9 protein-coding genes and 2 pseudogenes are annotated in these 18,710 nt (G+C 32.8%); 6 read left to right on the top strand and 5 right to left on the bottom strand.

Going from position 1 to position 18,710, the window contains the following annotated elements:
* Nucleotides 1-12: 12 nt before the first annotated feature.
* From AAGD87_RS03785 to AAGD87_RS03770, 4 genes and pseudogenes are all read left to right on the top strand, one after another.
* The gene (locus AAGD87_RS03785) at nucleotides 13-192 is read left to right on the top strand and encodes a tail protein X (protein ID WP_341817781.1); all 180 of its coding nucleotides are present in this window, start codon (nucleotides 13-15) and stop codon (nucleotides 190-192) included.
* Nucleotides 189-1,154 (top strand): phage late control D family protein, encoded by a 966-nt coding sequence (locus AAGD87_RS03780; RefSeq protein WP_341817780.1) that lies wholly within the window; start codon nucleotides 189-191, stop codon nucleotides 1,152-1,154. The genes AAGD87_RS03785 and AAGD87_RS03780 overlap by 4 nt, the downstream gene beginning before the upstream one ends.
* 58 nt (nucleotides 1,155-1,212) lie before the next feature.
* Nucleotides 1,213-1,758 (top strand): ankyrin repeat domain-containing protein, encoded by a 546-nt coding sequence (locus AAGD87_RS03775; protein ID WP_114517423.1) that lies wholly within the window; start codon nucleotides 1,213-1,215, stop codon nucleotides 1,756-1,758.
* A 222-nt stretch (nucleotides 1,759-1,980) separates the two neighbouring features.
* Nucleotides 1,981-3,290, top strand: a pseudogene (locus tag AAGD87_RS03770) (IS4 family transposase).
* A gap of 14 nt (nucleotides 3,291-3,304) precedes the next feature.
* On the opposite strand, the pseudogene AAGD87_RS03765 reads toward AAGD87_RS03770, so the two are convergent.
* A pseudogene (locus tag AAGD87_RS03765) lies at nucleotides 3,305-3,622 on the bottom strand (helix-turn-helix domain-containing protein); the annotation flags it as partial.
* Nucleotides 3,623-3,742: 120 nt separating this feature from the next.
* On the opposite strand from AAGD87_RS03765, the gene AAGD87_RS03760 reads away from it, so the two are divergent.
* Nucleotides 3,743-4,660 (top strand): Rpn family recombination-promoting nuclease/putative transposase, encoded by a 918-nt coding sequence (locus AAGD87_RS03760; RefSeq protein WP_341817779.1) that lies wholly within the window; start codon nucleotides 3,743-3,745, stop codon nucleotides 4,658-4,660.
* 70 nt (nucleotides 4,661-4,730) lie between these two features.
* On the opposite strand, the gene AAGD87_RS03755 is transcribed toward AAGD87_RS03760, so the two are convergent.
* The 4 genes from AAGD87_RS03755 to AAGD87_RS03740 all read right to left on the bottom strand — a co-directional run bounded on the left by AAGD87_RS03755 (nucleotide 4,731) and on the right by AAGD87_RS03740 (nucleotide 16,211).
* Nucleotides 4,731-4,859, bottom strand: a complete 129-nt coding sequence (locus AAGD87_RS03755) for a hypothetical protein (RefSeq protein WP_264705181.1) — start codon at nucleotides 4,857-4,859, stop codon at nucleotides 4,731-4,733.
* A gap of 86 nt (nucleotides 4,860-4,945) precedes the next feature.
* Nucleotides 4,946-5,101, bottom strand: coding sequence for a hypothetical protein (locus AAGD87_RS03750; protein WP_253303103.1), 156 nt, complete (start codon nucleotides 5,099-5,101; stop codon nucleotides 4,946-4,948).
* Nucleotides 5,102-5,129: 28 nt separating this feature from the next.
* On the bottom strand, nucleotides 5,130-14,879 hold the full coding sequence (locus AAGD87_RS03745; protein WP_341817778.1) for an ankyrin repeat domain-containing protein: 9,750 nt from the start codon (nucleotides 14,877-14,879) through the stop codon (nucleotides 5,130-5,132).
* Between the two features lie 30 nt (nucleotides 14,880-14,909).
* On the bottom strand, nucleotides 14,910-16,211 hold the full coding sequence (locus tag AAGD87_RS03740) for a hypothetical protein (RefSeq protein ID WP_264336701.1): 1,302 nt from the start codon (nucleotides 16,209-16,211) through the stop codon (nucleotides 14,910-14,912).
* 959 nt (nucleotides 16,212-17,170) lie between these two features.
* Between AAGD87_RS03740 and AAGD87_RS03735 the strand changes: the two genes are divergently transcribed.
* The gene (locus AAGD87_RS03735) at nucleotides 17,171-18,610 is read left to right on the top strand and encodes a hypothetical protein (RefSeq protein WP_341817580.1); all 1,440 of its coding nucleotides are present in this window, start codon (nucleotides 17,171-17,173) and stop codon (nucleotides 18,608-18,610) included.
* Nucleotides 18,611-18,710: the final 100 nt, after the last annotated feature.

Genomic DNA, 18,710 nt, shown 5'->3' with positions numbered 1-18,710 from the left:
AAAGAAAACGAAATGTTGGATTACATTTGCTGGAAACATTATGGATACAGTAGTGGAGCAGTGGAGGAAGTATTGCTTGAAAATCCAGGCCTTGCAGAATACGCAAGCTTTTTGCCCGCTGGATTAAGAATTAAGCTTCCTAAAATTCAAAAAATACTGAAAGAATCTGTTATAAATATTTTAGATGAATGACACCAGATTTTGATATAGTAGCAAAAAATAACCCAGTAACAGAGGTTTTAAAAAAGAGTTTAATATTACTACGTGTAACTGATGGATCCGGTACTACAAGTGACGAAGCTGAGATATGCATTAATTATAGCTCTAGCGCTTTAGAACTTAAGGGTAATTTACAGGTTTTTCTAGGATATAAAGAAACAGGTTTATTACCTATGGGGGTATATAAGGCAAATCAAATTACAATACAAAGTCCACCGCAAACTTTAAGAATAAAATGTGATGCTGCAAGTTTAAGAGGATCATTAAAGGAAAGAAAATCAAAGGAATGGAAAGACATTACCTTGGGAGATTTGATTAAAGAAATAGCACAAGAACATGGGTATGAAGGTAAAGTCGCTGAAAGATTTGAAAATATATTTATACCACATACCATTCAAGCAGAAGAAAGCGACATGAGTTTTTTGGAAGGATTAGGCAAAAAATATGATGCGTTAGTAAAACCAGCAGGAGGATATATAATTTTTATTCCAAAGGGAGAAGCAAGATCAGCGACTGGAAAGATGTTAGGTACAACAGTATTAACACCTAAAGATATTATAAATTGGGAGGTAAATTTTAATGTGCGTAACAAATATGGATCTGTTATTGCAAAATGGCACAGTTATGAAAAGGGAGAAACTATAGAAGAGAAAGTGGGAAATGAGGGTCCAAGTTATACCCTGCAAACGCTTTACTCTACCGCAGAATCAGCAATTAGTGCAGCAGCAGCCAAGTTAAAACAACTAAAACGTAGTACATCAAGTTTAAATGTAACTGTTCCTGGTAATCCAGAATTATTTGCAGAAGCTAAGATCAGCCTTTCAGGATTTTGTCAGGAAATTGAAGGTGAATGGGTAATTAGCAAGGCAGAACATATTCTGAATAATAGAGGATATCAAACTATAGTAGAGGCAGCAGTGAGCAAAGCTGTTTAAGTGAAACTTAAGCAAATGGTCATTTAATTCTAGATGGGTATAATTATTGCAGTACTACATGAACAGAAATATAAGAAGGCTTTTTCATAAAAATTCAATTATACGCCAAGGAGAATTTGATGGATTAATTTTTCTTATAGTGCTAACGGTGTGTATTGTGGTTATATATTTTTCCTTTTTTAAAAAAGGAGATGAGAGTTACAGTGCCACATTAGAAATCGCAGCTAAGAACTGTGACTTGGAAACTGTGAAATCCTTGATAAAAGATAATATAAGTATTGGTGAAAAATCATTACGTTATGTTGCAGGAGAAGGATGTTTAGAAATCGTAAGGTTTTTAGTAGAAGATGGTATTGATATTAATGCTACTAATAAATTCAAATGGACAGCGCTACATTCTGCTGCAGATCAAGGCTATTTAGAAATCGTTGAGTTTCTATTAGAAAAAGGAGCGAATCCTAATATAAAGGATAGCAATGGAAAAAGCCCTAGAAGAATAGCTGTAATGGCATCAAGGCACAACAAAGATAAACCTTACAGAGAAATAATAAAGCTACTTGCAGAAGCAGAGAATCGATACGAGTCAACAAAAAGTAATCACTAAAGCTGCAAGTTTTTTATGATCTCTATATAAACTCCCAAAATCATCCATAATAGATTAATACTTTCACATGAAAAAGCAAAAAATCCCAATAGCGGTAATAATAACAATAGTTCTACAGACTGTAGGATTCATCATACGCGTCAAGTTAAGGAAATAAAGGTATGAAAGAGATAGAATAATAAGGTATAAGTTCTCCCAGATATACTTTTAGTGAGAGAACCAATGAATAAAATAACTTGCTTATCAAAAAAGCTCAAAGAATTTTTTAATGAAAAAGCAGAGAAAATCTCAATTACAACAAGGTTTATAAAAAGAAAGAGAAAGCTAAAAGGTTCATCATTCGTAAAAGCCATGGTCTTGGGTAATATAGGAGTTGATAATTGTAGCGTAGAAACAATGTGTCAATTACTAAACGAGGACTCGATAGATATAACAAAACAAGGTTTGGATTTTAGATTTACTGAAGAAGCAGTGGAATTTATGAAAAGGATGTATAATGAATCTGTGATTCTCTTTAAAAATATCTTGCAAGTTGATTGCAAAATCTTACAGCAATTTAATAGTGTTAAATTATTGGACAGTAGCTATATTACTCTACCTAACAGTATGGAAGAGATGTATAAAGGTTATGGTACTAGCTACAGTGGCTATGAAAGCAATACTAAGTCTGGAATAAAGTTACAATTAGTTTTCGACTACATGAATCAGATAATAGACCAACTTAATTTAACGGAGGGGGTAAGATCAGACCAGGGATATAGGAAACATTTAAGTAATATATTAAGCAATGATTTGCTAATATCTGATCTCGGTTATTTTGTGCCAAGTTCTTTTAAACAAATCAATGAAATAGGAGCTTATTTCATAAGTCGTCGATACCAACATATATGATGTAGAAACAAATCAAAAAATGGAGTTATTAGAATGTTGAGAGGATAAGTTATTTTTAGAAAACGAGGTATTGTTAGGAAAAGAAGCAAAAATTAGAGTAAGAATTATATGTCAGAAACTAACTGAAGAACAGTCTATGGGCAGAAGAAGGAAAGCTAATAGATTAGCAAGATCGCAGATCCTCTAAAAGAAATCAAAAATTGTTGAACTGGTCAATATTTATAACTAATGTTCCAGAAAATAAAATTAGTGCTGAGCAAGTATTAACGATTTACAGAGTAAGGTGGCAAATTGAGTTATTATTTAAATTGTATAAAAGCCATATCAGGCTTGATAAGCTAAAAGGAAAGCCATGCAGAGTATTATGTGAACTATATGCTAAATTGTGCGCAATTCTTATATTTCACGGCATAGTTGGTTGCACAGAAGTGAAAAAGAATACAGAACTTAGCTTAACAAAGGCATTTATTGAGCTAAAAAGGCGGGTTAGAGAGTTATTTTTAGTATTAACCAAAATTAATAGTTTAAAAGCATTTCTTAAAAAACTCACTATAACTTGGTCGCGATTTTCATTAAAAGACAAACGTAGAAGGGCTAGAGTATCCACTTTAACCTCTCTAAATTTGCTCACAATCTCTTAACTTGACGCGTATGGTAAACAAAACATTCTACGTAATTCCTGATCATTAATCGTTTTATATTTTCTTACTAGATTTAATATTTTCTCTCCCTCATCTTCAAAACAGATTTTTTCATTTGATACAGGAATTAGGTCTACAATACCAATCGACAATATCTCTGCTATAGCATACAACTTTTCAATCGAAATTTTACGTGTTCCTTTTTCATATTGTAGTACTATTTGATACGTTACGCCAATTTTTCCCGCTAAATCTTTTTGAGTATAACCTCGCTTTAACCTCCAGCTCCTTACTTTTTGTGCTATCTGATACTTTATCAAGGTATTTGCCATAAATATTATACAGGTTAATACTACCAAATAAAGATATACAAAAACTTCTACGTTTCAATTTTAGTTGAATATTTCTTCACAATTGTGTATAATTATTAATGCTTTTTATCTTACTTTCTCATGGCTCTTTCAAAATTTTTAGATCCTAAGCTTGATTTAACATTTAAGAAAATTTTTGGTACTGAAAAAAATAAGAATATCCTTATTCACTTTTTGAATGACATCTTAGGCTTTACTGGAGTCAATACTATTCAAGATGTTGAGTTCCTTAGCACTATTATGAATCCTGAAATTGCTTCTGATAAACAAAGCATCGTTGATGTCCTCTGTAAGGATTCTCTCGGAAATAGGTATATTGCGGAAATGCAGCTTGCTCGTGATAAAGGCTTTGAAAAACGTGCTCAACTTTATGCTGCTAAGGCTTACTCAAGGCAGGCTGATAAAGGTGGTAAGTACATTGATTTAAAGAAGGTTTTCTTTATTGCTATTTCTAACTGTAATTTATTTCCTGATAAGCTTGATTATATATCTAGCCATACCATAAGAGATGAAAAAACTAACGAGCATGACTTAAAAGATTTTCAATTTATTTTCATTGAGTTACCAAAGTTTCCTAAGAGTAGAGAAGAGCAGCTAGAAAATGTAGTAGATCGTTGGCTATTTTTCTTCAAATATGCAGAAGAAACGACCGATGAAGATTTAAGAAAAATAGCAGAAAAATCACCAATAATAAAGCTAGCATATGATGAGTTAGATAAGTTTCATTGGAATGAGAAAGATCTTGTAGCTTATGAAGAAAGGGTCATGGATTTACAGAAAGAAGCTGCTATCTTAGAACAAAAACTTGATGATGCTAAACATGAAGGTAGACAAGAAGGTAGACAAGAAGGCATCCAAATCGGCCATCAAAAAGGTAAAGTTGAAGGTAAAATTGAAGTTGCAAAAAATTCACTCAAGGCCGGTGTCTCTATTGATGTTATAGCTCAAATTACCGGTCTCTCTCATTCTGAAATTTTACAACTCAAGGAAAAAACATAAATACTACAACTTATTCACTTTACTTTTCAACATTTATGAAAATCTTTCCTAAGTCAGACATACCCCTTAATTAAGAGTCTAATGAACTGTCTAAAACAGCTATAAAGATTGCACATAGAATTATATAAATTATAGCCTTTCTTATAATAGTCCGAATGCGATAAGATATGTGTTTATGGCTATAGCAGGCCAGTAGCATATTACGGTCTGTTCGGATTATTGTAAAAAGAGCTATACTATCATAACGTTACCCAAACTTCTATATCAAAGCTACGTACTGTAAGTTCAATATGGAAAACACATTAACCACTTAGCATTATTACCTGTAACGTCTACTTCATCCATTTTATTATTAAGACCATCAAACTTGCTACTGGTTTCCCTAATTATTTTGACTACCTTTACTTTAAATCCTATTGTAAACTTTCCCCTATTTTGCATATTATACCTCCATCTCTCATATTTTAGTCTACCTACTGAGGTTATTCACAAGCTTAGTTACTCCTATGTCAGAAAGACAAGTTGATACTTTTGAATGGCCTTGAACGGAAGCATTACTTAAATAACTTTGAGGCTCTAAACTCATTTCCTTTGCACCATCAACTTCTAATCTACCATCTCCGTTGTGTAATATCTGCTCTATTGATTGATTTAGTACAACATTTAGCCCGCTATTAAACTCTACCATAAACTTGTCAAACTTTTTCGAACTTAATTTACCAGCTTCTCTACCAGGAAATGCTTTCTCTAAATATGATTTTAAAATACCTGAAATCTCATTAAATTTACCACTCATGATTTTTCCTGTAACTTCTTTCTGTATTTCCACAAAATCAATATTTAACCGATGCATTGATACACCACTTTTTAATCCAGCTTGCTCTACTACTTTCTCAAATCCCTTTGTAATATTTAATGCATAGCCCTGTGCTTCTAGTGGAGATATAGACTGATCTGCTGTAGAAATATACTTTTGACCTGTAACTTTTCTAACAAGCACGTCAAGTAACATTATTGTACCATTTACATCCATCGGTACACCAACTTGTGAGATTGAATCCTTAGTGCTCGATATTTTCTCAGGTTTAGGATTTAATAATCCACCTATAGAGCTTTTCACCCAAGAAATACAATCATTTATCCATGAAGATGGTCTTATAACACTGCTTGTTGCTATTTCAGGTTGATTACTTGAATCTATAGCAAGTGGTTTTCTTGACATATGGTGACGAGCATGATCTCTATGGTGATGACGGCGTTTGCGTTGCACAGGTTTTTCTCCTTTTTCATTGAGCTTTTTCTCTAAATATTCTGCAATATTATCATGTCCTTTATCTCTAGCAATATTCAGTGGCGTTTTACCATCCTTTTTGTCTCTAGCATTAATGTCGGCCCCTTCACCTATAAGGTACTTTACTACATCCAGATGACCACTCCAAGAAGCCCAATATAGCGATGTCCGACCATTTCTATCAGTATCATTAATATTCACCCCTTTGCTGAGTAGGAGAGTTATAATATTTTTATTATTGTCCTCAGCAGCACGCTGTATAGGCTTTTTGCCATATTTATCCTCAGCATTAATATCAGCCCCTTTTTCTATCAAAAACTCTGCAACTTCTAAATAACCTCTTCTTGCAGTATGATGTAGTAGTGTCCAACCATCACTATCTTTAGTATCTACGCTAGCACCTTTACTTACAAGATCTTTAACTTTATTAACATCATTACTTCGCACTGCAACCAATAATTGTTCATTTAACCCTAATTGTGTTTGTTGTAAATACACTGCGACACTGTCATGTTTTTGATCAATAGCAATATCTTGTGGTGTTTTGCCATTCTTATCTTTAGCATTAATATTAGTTCCTTTTCCTACTAAGAACTTTGTAACCTCTAAATAACCTTGCGATGCAGCCAAGTGTAGTGATGTCCAACCATATTCATCCTTAGCATCTAGACTAGCACCTAGATTTACAAGACCTATAACTTTATTAAGATCATTATTTCCTATTGCGATTAATAACTGTTTATCTAGCGTTAATTGTGTTTGTTGTAAGTACTGTACAATATTATTATGTCCCTTATCTCTAGCAATATCTAGCGGTGTTTTGCCACTACTATCTTTAGTACCAATATTAGCCCCATTATTTATAAGATCCTGCAATATACCGAAATGACCACCCCGAGAAGCTAAGTGTAGTGGTGTCTCACCATTTTTATCAACCTCATTAATACTTGCTTCTTTCATGAGAAAAAGTTGTACAATTTCTTCATCATTGCTTTCAACAGTAATGTATGTAGAACCTCTACCATATACACCTTGAATATCCTTGTGATTATTCATAACAGCAAAGTGCATAGGAGTCCTGCCAAGTACATCCTTAGCATTAACATTAGCTCCCCTATCAACTAAAAACTTAGCAATATCTGAATGACCTTTCAATGCAGCCCAGTGTAGTAATGTGCAGCCATATTTATCAGTCGCATTAACACTCACATCTTTACTAACAAGAAACTCTACTGTGCCTAAGTTACCACTCCAGGTATAATAAAACCCGCCATGTGTCCTATCGCTGATATCTTTAGCAATAAGATCACTAATTGTCTTTAGATCTTTTTCATTTTTTACAGTAAGTAACAATTCTTTATCTAAGTGTGCTTGCATAAAGACTTGCCTCATCGTACCAGAATTAGTATAACGCTCCTCATCTTCAGGAGTTCTACCACTTTTATCTTTAACATCAATATCAGCACCTTTACTTATAAGATACTTCACCATACCTAAATGATGATCAGAACGTGAAGCATAATGTAGAGGGGTTTTGCCATCTTTATCTTTAGCATTAACGTTAGCACCTCGATTTACAAGACCTTGAACTTCATTAAAATCACTACCTTTTACTGCAGCCAATAATTGCTCATTTAATTGAGCTTGTTCTAAATATTGTATAATAACATCATGTTTTTGATCTTTAGCAACATCTAACGGTGTTTTACCATCCTTATCTTTGGCATTGATATTGGCTTCTCGATCAAGAAGAAGTTTTACTATTTTCAACCTGCCTGCTTTAATAGCTAGATGCAAAGGTTTTTCATTATATGCATTTTGAGACTCAATATCAGCGCCTCTATCAAAAAGAAATTTAACTATATCTAAATTACCTTCTTGCACAGCACAATGTAAAGGCGTTTCCTGATATGTTGTTTCATTATTGATGTTAGCACCATTATCAAGAAGAAATTCTACTATACTCCATTTACCTGCTTCCGCAGCACAAAGTATTGGTGTTTTACCAAACTCATCTTGAGCTTCAATGTTACCACCATTATCAAAAAGAAGTTTGACTTGATCTAAATCGCCATTTTGAGCAGCAAGGTGTAAAGAAGTTATAAGGCTTTTTTGCAAATTAGTAATAGAACTAACATAATTTAATTTATCTATACTATCTGCGTTGTATATTTTATCTATTTCATCACTTAATAGTATTTCTTTATCAGTGAATCTTATAGACAACGTTTTCATTTTAGGTTCTTTATAAAAATCCTTAAAATATATAATACATAACTCCATATTGGCATTAAAAGCGTTGGTAACTATCAAGTCATATCCAGAATAAAGAAAAGCATATTGCCCTGCCTTTTTAGATATAACCAGCTTATTCTTTTCTTCTACGTCTTGAGGAGTTATCACAACGATTTCTTTATCAGAGATTAAAAGTGAAGGCTTTAAATCTAGACTATCATCTATTTCCATCGGTGTATTATTAAAAATAATTTGTAATTTCTTATACCACTTATTTATAAGTGCATCTTTTAACCTAATTGTCATTACATCTTGCTGCAAATCAGTGGCTGATATAGACACCTTAATTAATAAATCACTTGCATCTTTAATAACCATTGATATTGGTTTAATACCCAAATCCTTATTTATTTGTTGTACCAACTTACGCAAATCTAACGTATTCCTTAAACTCCTTTTTCTGTTGATATTGTCATTCATTACTACTTCTCGAATAGGTAAGTCTTCTATATCGAGTGTTTCATGGTCTGAAGTAATTACACGTATACTGCTTTCTTCTACAACAATATTTCTCCTTTCACTTTCTTCTCTATTAAGTTCATTGTGTATATTTTCCAAAAACGCTGGACAAAAATCAAAGCTTCTTTTCTTCCTTTCACTTAAACATCTACCTAAATCTAACTTATTTTCTGATTGGCCAAGGAAAGTAGATTCTTCAACATCTTTGACCATAGAAGATATTTTACTTTGCTGATTGCCTGCCTCAGTCATCATTAATTTAGAGCACTGGTTTATTACATCCTGACCATAACCACTTAATAAGAGATTGTTTTGTAAAGTCCTTGACAATGCTGAGATTTGAGTACCATTTAACTTATTTCCAAACTCAGATAACTGTTCTAAGTTGCAGGAATCCTCTGTAAAGCCAATTTGATCTTGGAGTGACGAAAAGCCTAAACATTGATACGTTGGATTTCTATTTTCACTTTTAAAACCATCAATTGATATTAAACATTTAAAGTCAGTTTCTACTTTAGGAGTATATTTACTTTTATTTTGGTAATTTTCTGAAGCTATATCAATTAAACTTTGTATTTTTCCTACCTCGTGTAAGCTGAACTTATCTAATCTGCGGATTGTTATTGGTTCTAAGCCTAGATCAAACTCCAATGTAGAAATCCTATAAGACTTACTATTATTCCAACCTTTTATGTTGACCGTATGATTGGACCTCTTATCACGAAATATCAGATCTGTACCACTACTAGAAACTTCAATCTGATCCGGAGCAATATTTTTTAATATCACTACTCCTATACGTTCTTCATCGTTCCCTAGAGAAGTTAAAGTATCGTCTTGATTATGTGTAATACTGATAGACTGAGTAAAATCTACATTATATTCTTTTATGATCTTTCTATAATCACCCTTAAGTTTGTCTTGATAGTCTATTATTCCATTGACTTCTTGCTGTAAACCTAAATATTGGGAAAAATTACCATTGTTCCACAGAAGAAAATTAATATCTCTCCATTTACTTTGATCATTATAAAAATCTTCTATTCTAATAATCAAAGGAGCTTCTCCTTCTCTTATTAATAAGAGATCATCTTTATCTTTATATTTCTCAATATCTTTAAGATGGGAATCTATAACTACATGATCATCTTCAAAATCTTTAGACAATAAAAACATATTCTGAGTTTGTGTAGCTTGTAAAAAAGGAACTAATTTCCCTTTTTCTGAAGAAGAACATGACATTGACTCTATAATAGGGATAAATGCTTCTCCCTTTTTATTCATAATTATAAGATGCCTATAATTACGATCTTGAAAGTAGTTTTTTACTCGAATGTTACTATTATTATATTTTAAATACAGATCACATTGCTGGATTGAAAAATCTTTTTCAACCTCTGGCATAAATAGCGTATCTATTTTTTCATCATCTGAACTATTATCAATCTTAACTTCTTTATTATTTATATCATCAGTAATAACATATACGTCCCTTCCTTTTCCTCCTCTTGCAAACATGGTACCTTGGTCGAAGTTGATTACATCATCTCCTGAAGAACCGAAAACCATATGTGGAACTACACTATTATCTTGACTTTGTGTTTTTCCTCTAATAACACTCAAAACTTTATAACCCTTATTATTCTTTAGAATCTTTTTATAATGAGTTTCAACATCGTCAAATTTATTTAGAGAATATTCTGAATGTAATTCAAATGAATTAATCTTTATATTTGCTGAGTCTGATCTCTCAATCTTAGGAACAATATTACTACCATTTTTATCTATCAGTACAAAGTGAGGTTTATTACTGCTCTGCTCGACATAATTTTTTACATCAAGAGTAAATTGATTATTTTGACCAAAATTTATTTTCAAAGATAAAGTATTACTCTCTTTAGAGTAGGTTATCTGATCACAATCACTTAATAAATCAATCTCTGGAAAAACTACAGTTCCTGTTCCATCTACATTAATTTCTGAATATAAACCCCTACCTTTATAGTCTGCAGTTTTTACGTAAAAAGTATAATTGCTTTTTCCACCTTCGACTGTAGTATACGGCGAAATGATAACTTTTCTGCAATTTTTGACTACATCTTTCTTATTTCTACTAACACCGCCACCACTATCTATTATAACATCACGGTTATCACTTCCTGTAAAATGCTCAGAATAACCCATACACAAGACCTCATCTACCTTGTTCTGTCTTCCAATATAATGGTAATTAAAGAGGTTGTTACTAACATAATCATCAATTAACAAACGATTATTTATTCTTACCTTTAATCTCCCATAGGCATTAGGCTTAAAACGATAGTCAATCACACCTGTAACTTTATTTTCTGCTAATTGACTTAGATCAAGTATATTAATAGAGTTACTTCCACCAATCATTTTGCCTGAAAAGCTAGGGTTATTTACAATAACAAATCTGTTTGCTACATTATTGCCACCAGTTATTTTTGTTGTACCTGGATAAATTAGAAAATTATTGTTCCATTTATTGCTTCCAACAATTTCGCCTTTATCTATATTTTGTAAATCATAAACAATTGTTTTGCCATTTCTACCATCGTGACTAATAACCATTGCATTCTCACAGTAGTATAAAGGCGGTTGAACTGAACTTGTAATACCTTTTTCATAATCCTGCCCAGTAACCTTTGGCAAACAAATCCTGCTAGCACCTGGTATACTATCAGGTATAACACGTGAAAGATCTTTGGTATTAGTATCTTCTTTATCCATCAAAATCTTTGCATAATCAGGCCGAAGAGTATTATCACTTACTTTTCCAAGACCAACACCATAAGCAACAACACTATTAGGAGCATTATTTAAAGCCTTCCATACTTCTTTAGCTAGACTATCAACTGTGTTTTTTCTATCTGCAAGGTGTTGCACATCAGATGCCATATCTTGAAATAGAATCGTTCTCCAAAATATGCTCCAGTTTTCTCCATGGGTTGTATCATACTTTTTCTCGTACTCTACTATATTGCTGATACCACTATAAACTCCATAACCTACCATGAGCCCAAATCCAACTGCAATACCAACCACCGGCATACCAGCTGCTGTAAGAGCAACACCAGAAATAAATGACACTCCAGAAAAGGATATAGATGCTATATTATCCCTTATTTCTTTCTCTCCACATGGATTATCACTACTTTCTCTATTTTTACAGTCTACAAGATTATTTGCTGATATGCCTATATCAATAATATCAAAGACACCACCTACAGCCCCTGCCACACCTTTTGCTATTGTACTTCCAAATTTTACTCCCGCCAATTTAACAGCAAATTTTGTCTGCCTACCTAAAGTACCAGGTACAATTCTTGCTACAACCTTTTCAGATGACGTTACAACTTTTGGAGCAATTTTAACCATTACATTTTCAATTGGTTGAGATGCAAAAGACCATCCTATTCCGCCTAGATTTAATCCACAATCTGTTGCCGTTCCATCTTTACAAGATACAATAGCACCATGAATTCCTCTTATTAATTGTATTCTACCTGCAGCATTCATTAACCTGCTTTTTAACTTTGGATTTTTTGTTAAACCACTATTTTGTTGTAAAACATCACCTTGCAAATCCTTAATACGCTCATTCTGAATATAGCGCTCATACCCTTGATCTCCAACTACCTTATCAACTAAATATTTATAGTCACCTTCAATATTTTTATTTCCGATAAACTCTATTAACTGAGCATTTTCCCCTTCATCTTGACTGTTTTTAACATAAGTTAGGAACTTTTCACCATCAATTACAATTTGATCTACATTATTTTCATCTACCTTTCCTTTACTGAAATTTTCTACATCTTCCCTTGAAAATAAGCAGTTATTAATACTTCTCTTGCTTCTACTACTTTGCCCCACACAACTATTTGGATCAAATCTCTTTCCAGGCTGCTGCTGACTAAAACTAAAGATAGAGCTATGAATTACTTTAACAGAAGCAAACTCATCTTTGCTCATTAAGATAAGAGAATCTGCATTATTCGCACCTTTATCAAACACAACACCCATAAAGGCCACTTCCTTTCCATCTGTAAGTGTTTTATAAGTTACACCTTTTACATACTCTGTATTTATCTGATCATTTGCCTCCTTTACCAATGCATCAGCTGTCTTACCCTCCCTTGGTCCTTTAAGTTCTAATCCTACTGGATCGTATTCTTTCGCGTTTCCATCCTTATCTGTACTGATGCCATGAACAACCATATCAATACGTTTTCCTCTCCCTGTTTGAAACTCCGTTAATATCAATGCTCTAGGAGATTCTTTTAATTTTAAATCACTATAATAACTAAACGCCCCATGTAACACTCCTTGAAAATGAGCCTCTTCACCAATAAAATCCTTAAAAGAAAACATCCCTTCTCCAACTTTCTTTGTTAGTGAATCATATTTATCTACTGATAGAACCTTACCTGCTGCAGGAGTAATTTGAGACTTGAACGCTTCATCAAATGCTTCTCTCAATCCATTAAGATAGGGAACTTCTTTTAATTTTCCTTTGAAAAAATCTTTTCCTTTTTTATATTCACTCAAGGAGTCATACCTATTAACTTCCTCTATGTTAAAAAAATCTGACTTCTTTTGCTCACTTAAACTTATATACACCTCTGTGATTTTGCTTTGTTCTGTTAAGCTATCAGGCATAAGTATCTTTTTACTGCTACGATCCCCTCTTCCTCCTTCTCTAACATGAAAAATAAATACCTCTTCATTACGACCTCCTCTAATCAACGTAAAAGTTGTTACAGGCTTTCCGGATTTTGTGGTAGAATCGAGTGGGTATTCATCATATAAAAATATAAATCTCTTTAGATCTACTCTTTTGAACTCATTAGCAAGAAGAAGTTGCCCTAATAAAAACCTACTAAAGTAATTACCTCCTTTCTCTGGCGTACCAGGAAATGTATGATAAATACGTTCTAGTGGCTGTTTTATTTCCTTTTTAAGGTCAGCGATCGCACTTTCTTCACCACTCCAACTTGAAGTTACTTCTAGAAGTTTCTGTATCGTAGGTCGAGCAGGCTTCCTGTCAGCAGGTGGAGATATATACATAGAAAACTTTTCAGTTGAATCCAAATTTAACCCTACACAAAGCACATTATCTGAAATGGTTAAAACACGCATTGTATTTGGCTGAAAGCCTTTTGCATAATCCTTTGCTTGCTCCAAAGCATTTTCTGGCGTAGTACCACGACCTGTTCCAGCTTTCAATTCAATAATAATTGGAACAGCATTTAATGATCTATCCTTACCACGAGGCACTAGAACAATATCAGCATAACCTCTTCCTGCAAATTGCTCTAAGTAAACCCTGAGATTATACCTATAGCGGAAATTCACTAAAGCTCCTGCTATAAATCCATGATGTGCTGCTTCTCTTGCTTGATCAGCGTAAACAATTGAATTCTCATATTCAGAGTGGATTCCACTAACTTTTTTAAGAATTTTCTCTAAAGGTTTACTAACTTCCTCTGCGTCAGAATTGGTAAGTTTGGCTATATCACTTTCTGGATTATTCCATACCCCCTTTTTTATTTCTTTAAACTTATCTTCTGAAGCATCATCTTCATGCAATTTTTTATCTTCCACTACAACAAGTACTCCTTGTTGATTAACATTACCTTTATCAATTGTTACTGATTTAACTCTTAATTCGCCCTGATTGTCAAAAACAGGTTGAAATCGTGCAGGCTGAGATCTTCCTAATGCATCCCTCAATTCACCATAACTGAACTTTTGAGTTGCAGAAGGGGCACCTTTCTCTGAGATCACAAATAACCTTATCTTATCTATCACATCTTTTTTACCTTTAATGTCACCTTTCCTTATGATAGCCACCTTCAAAGTTTGTGGACCATCAAAACAGAAACATATTTTTTCAATATCTAGCTTTACTGCAATCTCTGTGTCTATGAAAGTAGAAAAACTGCCTAAAAAGAAATGAGGGAAAAATCCTTGCTTAGCTACTGAATGCAAATACGATGGAACCTGGTCAACATACGATTGAAACCTTGCTTTGAAAGATTCAAAATCACTTCCTTGCTGAGTTGAAGTACTTGCTACATTTGAACCTGCTTCTCGAATTAATAGTTCTACTAACTCAAAATCTTGTGGCTTTTCTTGACCTAACATATAACCCCCTAAATTATAATATAATACTTTTTAATGATCACCTAACCCCACATAAGATTGTTTACTTAACTTAACTTCAGCCAAATTAGCACTTACACTATTCTGAGCAAGATTTTTCTCTATGGACTTACCATAAGCTAAAAATCTATTTAATAAATCATGATCTCTTTGCTCTAATATGGAACGTATGTAATCTGCTTGTTTGTAAGTCATGAATTCTTTTATTTGATTAGAGTCCAGCTTATCTAGTACTGCCCATACCGGGTCCATAATACTCTTCTTTACCCAAGGTATTAGTAGATTTGTATGAAAACAAGGAGATGAATCCATTACTTCCTCACTTATTACAAAAGCACGATGACTGTCAAACCCTTCTTTTGTCCATATATGGAGAAAAAGCTTTTTAGCTGCGTCTAAATAACATCCTGAATACTCTTGTATTTTTATAGAACACAAGCGGGCATTATAATAATCTCCTGAAATTTCGCTCTGTTTTAGACAATCAAACAATTGTTGATATTTATCAAAGCTAAGCGTGTTCTTTATTCTATTTAAAGAACCATAGCAACCATTTTTCTCTAAATCTCTTTTCAAAAGCTCTGGATATTTGTCAGGATCTATCTGACTTAAACAAAATTCAAACACATCAGGATAGCCATTATCATGTGCCGCATGCACTGCAATTCTCATGAAAACTTCATCTTTTTCCTGAGCACTTAACTCACTTTCAGGCAACAATTTAATCTTGTCCCAAAAGAATTCCACTGCTTCTACATGTCTTCTATTTGAACTTATTGCTGCACGATGTAAACCAAAGACATAAGGATGCTGGCCTTTTAGATCTAACTCTGAAATATATCCACTAATGAAATGTGACCAAAATTGCATCATTGTGTCCGTATACCAACTCCCACTTACTGATTTAACTAACTTTTTTAATGCATCTGAATCTCCCTCATTTATTTCATCTTCCCGTTTAAAATGTTCAAATATAGAGATTATGTCTTCTTCTAAGCAACACCAACATGCAACCTGGTAACGATCAAAGTCATCTAGTGGATTACTTATACCCTTAGAACTTTTTGATTCTATCATCTTTTTAGCTACTACTCTTCTATTGAGTTTGATACCATGTATTGTATCGGTTTTTTCCCAACATTCTTCATTTGATAATATATCCAAAAAGAACGGAAGTTTTTTTTCACCCCAACTGTCAAATATTTCCAAAAATGCACCACACCAATTTTTCAATTGAAGTTGTTTAGATTCTTTATAAGGATCATCATCCTTAACAATAGAGAAAACAGCTTTTCTTAGTTCATCACAGTCCATAATTCTTACCTCACAAACAAAACCATACGTAAGATACAGAGCTATAATAATTTATAGACTCTATACTAATTTCAACATCATACTCCACCTTTGTAACCTGTCAATCACTATTTTAGAAAATTTCTAACCCAAAACAACTTTTGATAAAAGGCCATTAACAGACTCATTTTATGATCTTTGATTAAATTAAGATCTCTTTTCATTATAAATTTACCTAAATTATTTTTAGATAAATCTTTATTAATTTAAGAAGATATATTATTAAGATCTCAAGCAAGATAGCCATTTCCAGCACCCAAAACTACCGTACGTGAGAACAAGTTTCTTTGGGATGGGATGGTCTACCGCGCGATACATACGAACTTTTTTGTATTCTGACTTTGCTATACGCTAAAACTAGCCATATTAGCCCATTTTATCCATATATACATACGAACTGTTTTGCCTAAGCTTATGGAAATAATTTAAATCTTCTATTTTTATAACCTTATTTTTACGCAACTTGTTCTCAAAAATATACGATCTTTTTTGAAGGAGTAAACAATTGAATTGTTTATAACACTAGCTAGCATGGTATCTTCACTAAAATATTTTTTGAAAAAGTTAATTGACTTATAAATAATTCTCTACTAATACTGGCATGTGTTTGTTTATTCTGCTGAAGTTGCTCCATACAGGTTTGCTGTAAAAACTTCAGCAGTTTCCGTACTCCTTTAAAGCATAATCCATCACGCTCTTAATAATAGTGATATCAAATATAGGTCTTAACTATTTTAATCTATAGTAAAATTAGCTCAAATTTGCAGTCATAAGCAACTTTTAACCTATCTACATACTCCATTGTTACTCACCATAAAAACTTAACAAAAATATGAGTAGTAAAAAGATTGTGTTGAAATTAGCTTGACCAATATTATATATTGTACATAATATATTCTATATCTAGGCTAGGAGGTAGTATGGTTACAGAGTCAGTAAAATATGTTGTAGAATCTATCAGTGAACAAAAGCTAGGAGAGGAATTAAATACTGAGCCATGGCATTCAAAAATTGAGCGTAATAGCAATGAGGGACCAACTCCTGAAAATGACGTAGCAGATTTAGGTGATTATAGTTTGTTTTTCCAAGGAATAAGTAATCGTTCGGAATGTTATGACCTTGATCAGAGACATGAAACTAGGGAGGCTGTTGACACATGTGTAAAACATACATTGTCGTATCAGAGTGAAACTGATGATAGTGATTTATATTGGAAAAATTACTCTATTAGTCCAAGAGACTCTGCTTTAATTAAGTTAGATCTACTACTGACTGAAAGTGAGAGAAGTCTAATTGATGAATTTCGTAAAGAGTTAAAAGATGTAGTAACAAAAAATGATCAAGGTTATAGGGATAAGCATGAAAATTTTACAAACACTGCTTTAGAGCGTATAGAGTGCATAACAAATAAATATTTGCAAAAAGGGATAAGACTCAATTCAAAATATAACGATGATAAGTATACTATAACAAGTTTAATTTTTAAGGAAATAAGAAATATCCCTGATAGAATACGACAGCATAAGGGATTACCACCTTATGAGAGTTTATCAGACGATAGTGAGACTATAACAAGTTTAGTTTCTAAGGGAATAAGAGATATTCCTGCCTACGAGGGTGTATCAGATGATAAAAATATAGGTATTATACGCAATATCATGAGTAATTTACTATTAAAAGGTGGAAGAGTAAAATGCAGTTCCTTTTATGATGATAAGTTATTGTATGCAACTTATGGGTTCAGTTATGAGATTTTTGCAGAATGTGAAGAAATCGATAACAAGCTAAAAAGTGTAGCAGATGAAGGTATTATAAACAGTAGTGCCCAAGGCAAAGCTTTACACGTAGAAATGGATAATGGATATTTTTATGTAAAATATTCGCAAGATAGCACTGTTGAGGTTGCAAAAGTTATAAATAATCCAAAAGTGAAAGATTTAAGTTTTAGACATCATATATTTCATGTTGGAAAGAGTATAGTAAGAGTTGAAAATGTAGGAGGAAAAAGAAATTATACAGACGTTTTAGAAGGTGGCATTGAAATGTCTTTTACTACTGAAGTAGGAAAGATTAGTATTCATCTACGTTCTAGTGATAAAGACAACAATAAAATTGAAGTAAAGATAAGTGACGATGACAAGAAGAAACTTGATCAATTAAAAGATAAGGAAGAAATAGGAGAAAATTGCTTACTTGGTGGATATTCAGTACATGATGCGATTAAACGAGGATATTTTGAAAAACATGAAACACTACGTCAATCTTCTGAAAAAATTACCTTATCTAATGAAAAGAAAAAAAATAGTTGGTGTGAGATAGTAACAAATTCAAAACAGACAACAAGCCGTACTGTAGGGTAAATGCTAAACTGCTTGATTGTCTAAAGATCTTATATTACTCACCATAAAAACTTAACAAACGACATAAGTAGTAAAAAGATTATGGTTATTGACTTAATGT

It is taken from the genome of Wolbachia endosymbiont (group A) of Pherbina coryleti, from assembly GCF_964026875.1.
Classification (GTDB): domain Bacteria; phylum Pseudomonadota; class Alphaproteobacteria; order Rickettsiales; family Anaplasmataceae; genus Wolbachia; species Wolbachia pipientis.
Note: the sequence above shows the minus strand (reverse complement) of the source record. Positions and strands in the feature narration are given on the sequence as shown.

What these genes read in the sequence shown, in the direction of transcription:
- AAGD87_RS03785 (WP_341817781.1), top strand. Translation starts at nt 13, where the DNA reads ATGTTGGATTACATTTGCTGGAAACATTATGGATACAGTAGTGGAGCA.
- AAGD87_RS03745 (WP_341817778.1), bottom strand. Translation starts at nt 14,879, where the DNA reads ATGTTAGGTCAAGAAAAGCCACAAGATTTTGAGTTAGTAGAACTATTA.
- AAGD87_RS03780 (WP_341817780.1), top strand. Translation starts at nt 189, where the DNA reads ATGACACCAGATTTTGATATAGTAGCAAAAAATAACCCAGTAACAGAG.
- AAGD87_RS03755 (WP_264705181.1), bottom strand. Translation starts at nt 4,859, where the DNA reads ATGCTACTGGCCTGCTATAGCCATAAACACATATCTTATCGCATTCGG.
- AAGD87_RS03735 (WP_341817580.1), top strand. Translation starts at nt 17,171, where the DNA reads ATGGTTACAGAGTCAGTAAAATATGTTGTAGAATCTATCAGTGAACAA.
- AAGD87_RS03750 (WP_253303103.1), bottom strand. Translation starts at nt 5,101, where the DNA reads ATGCAAAATAGGGGAAAGTTTACAATAGGATTTAAAGTAAAGGTAGTC.
- AAGD87_RS03740 (WP_264336701.1), bottom strand. Translation starts at nt 16,211, where the DNA reads ATGGACTGTGATGAACTAAGAAAAGCTGTTTTCTCTATTGTTAAGGAT.
- AAGD87_RS03775 (WP_114517423.1), top strand. Translation starts at nt 1,213, where the DNA reads ATGAACAGAAATATAAGAAGGCTTTTTCATAAAAATTCAATTATACGC.
- AAGD87_RS03760 (WP_341817779.1), top strand. Translation starts at nt 3,743, where the DNA reads ATGGCTCTTTCAAAATTTTTAGATCCTAAGCTTGATTTAACATTTAAG.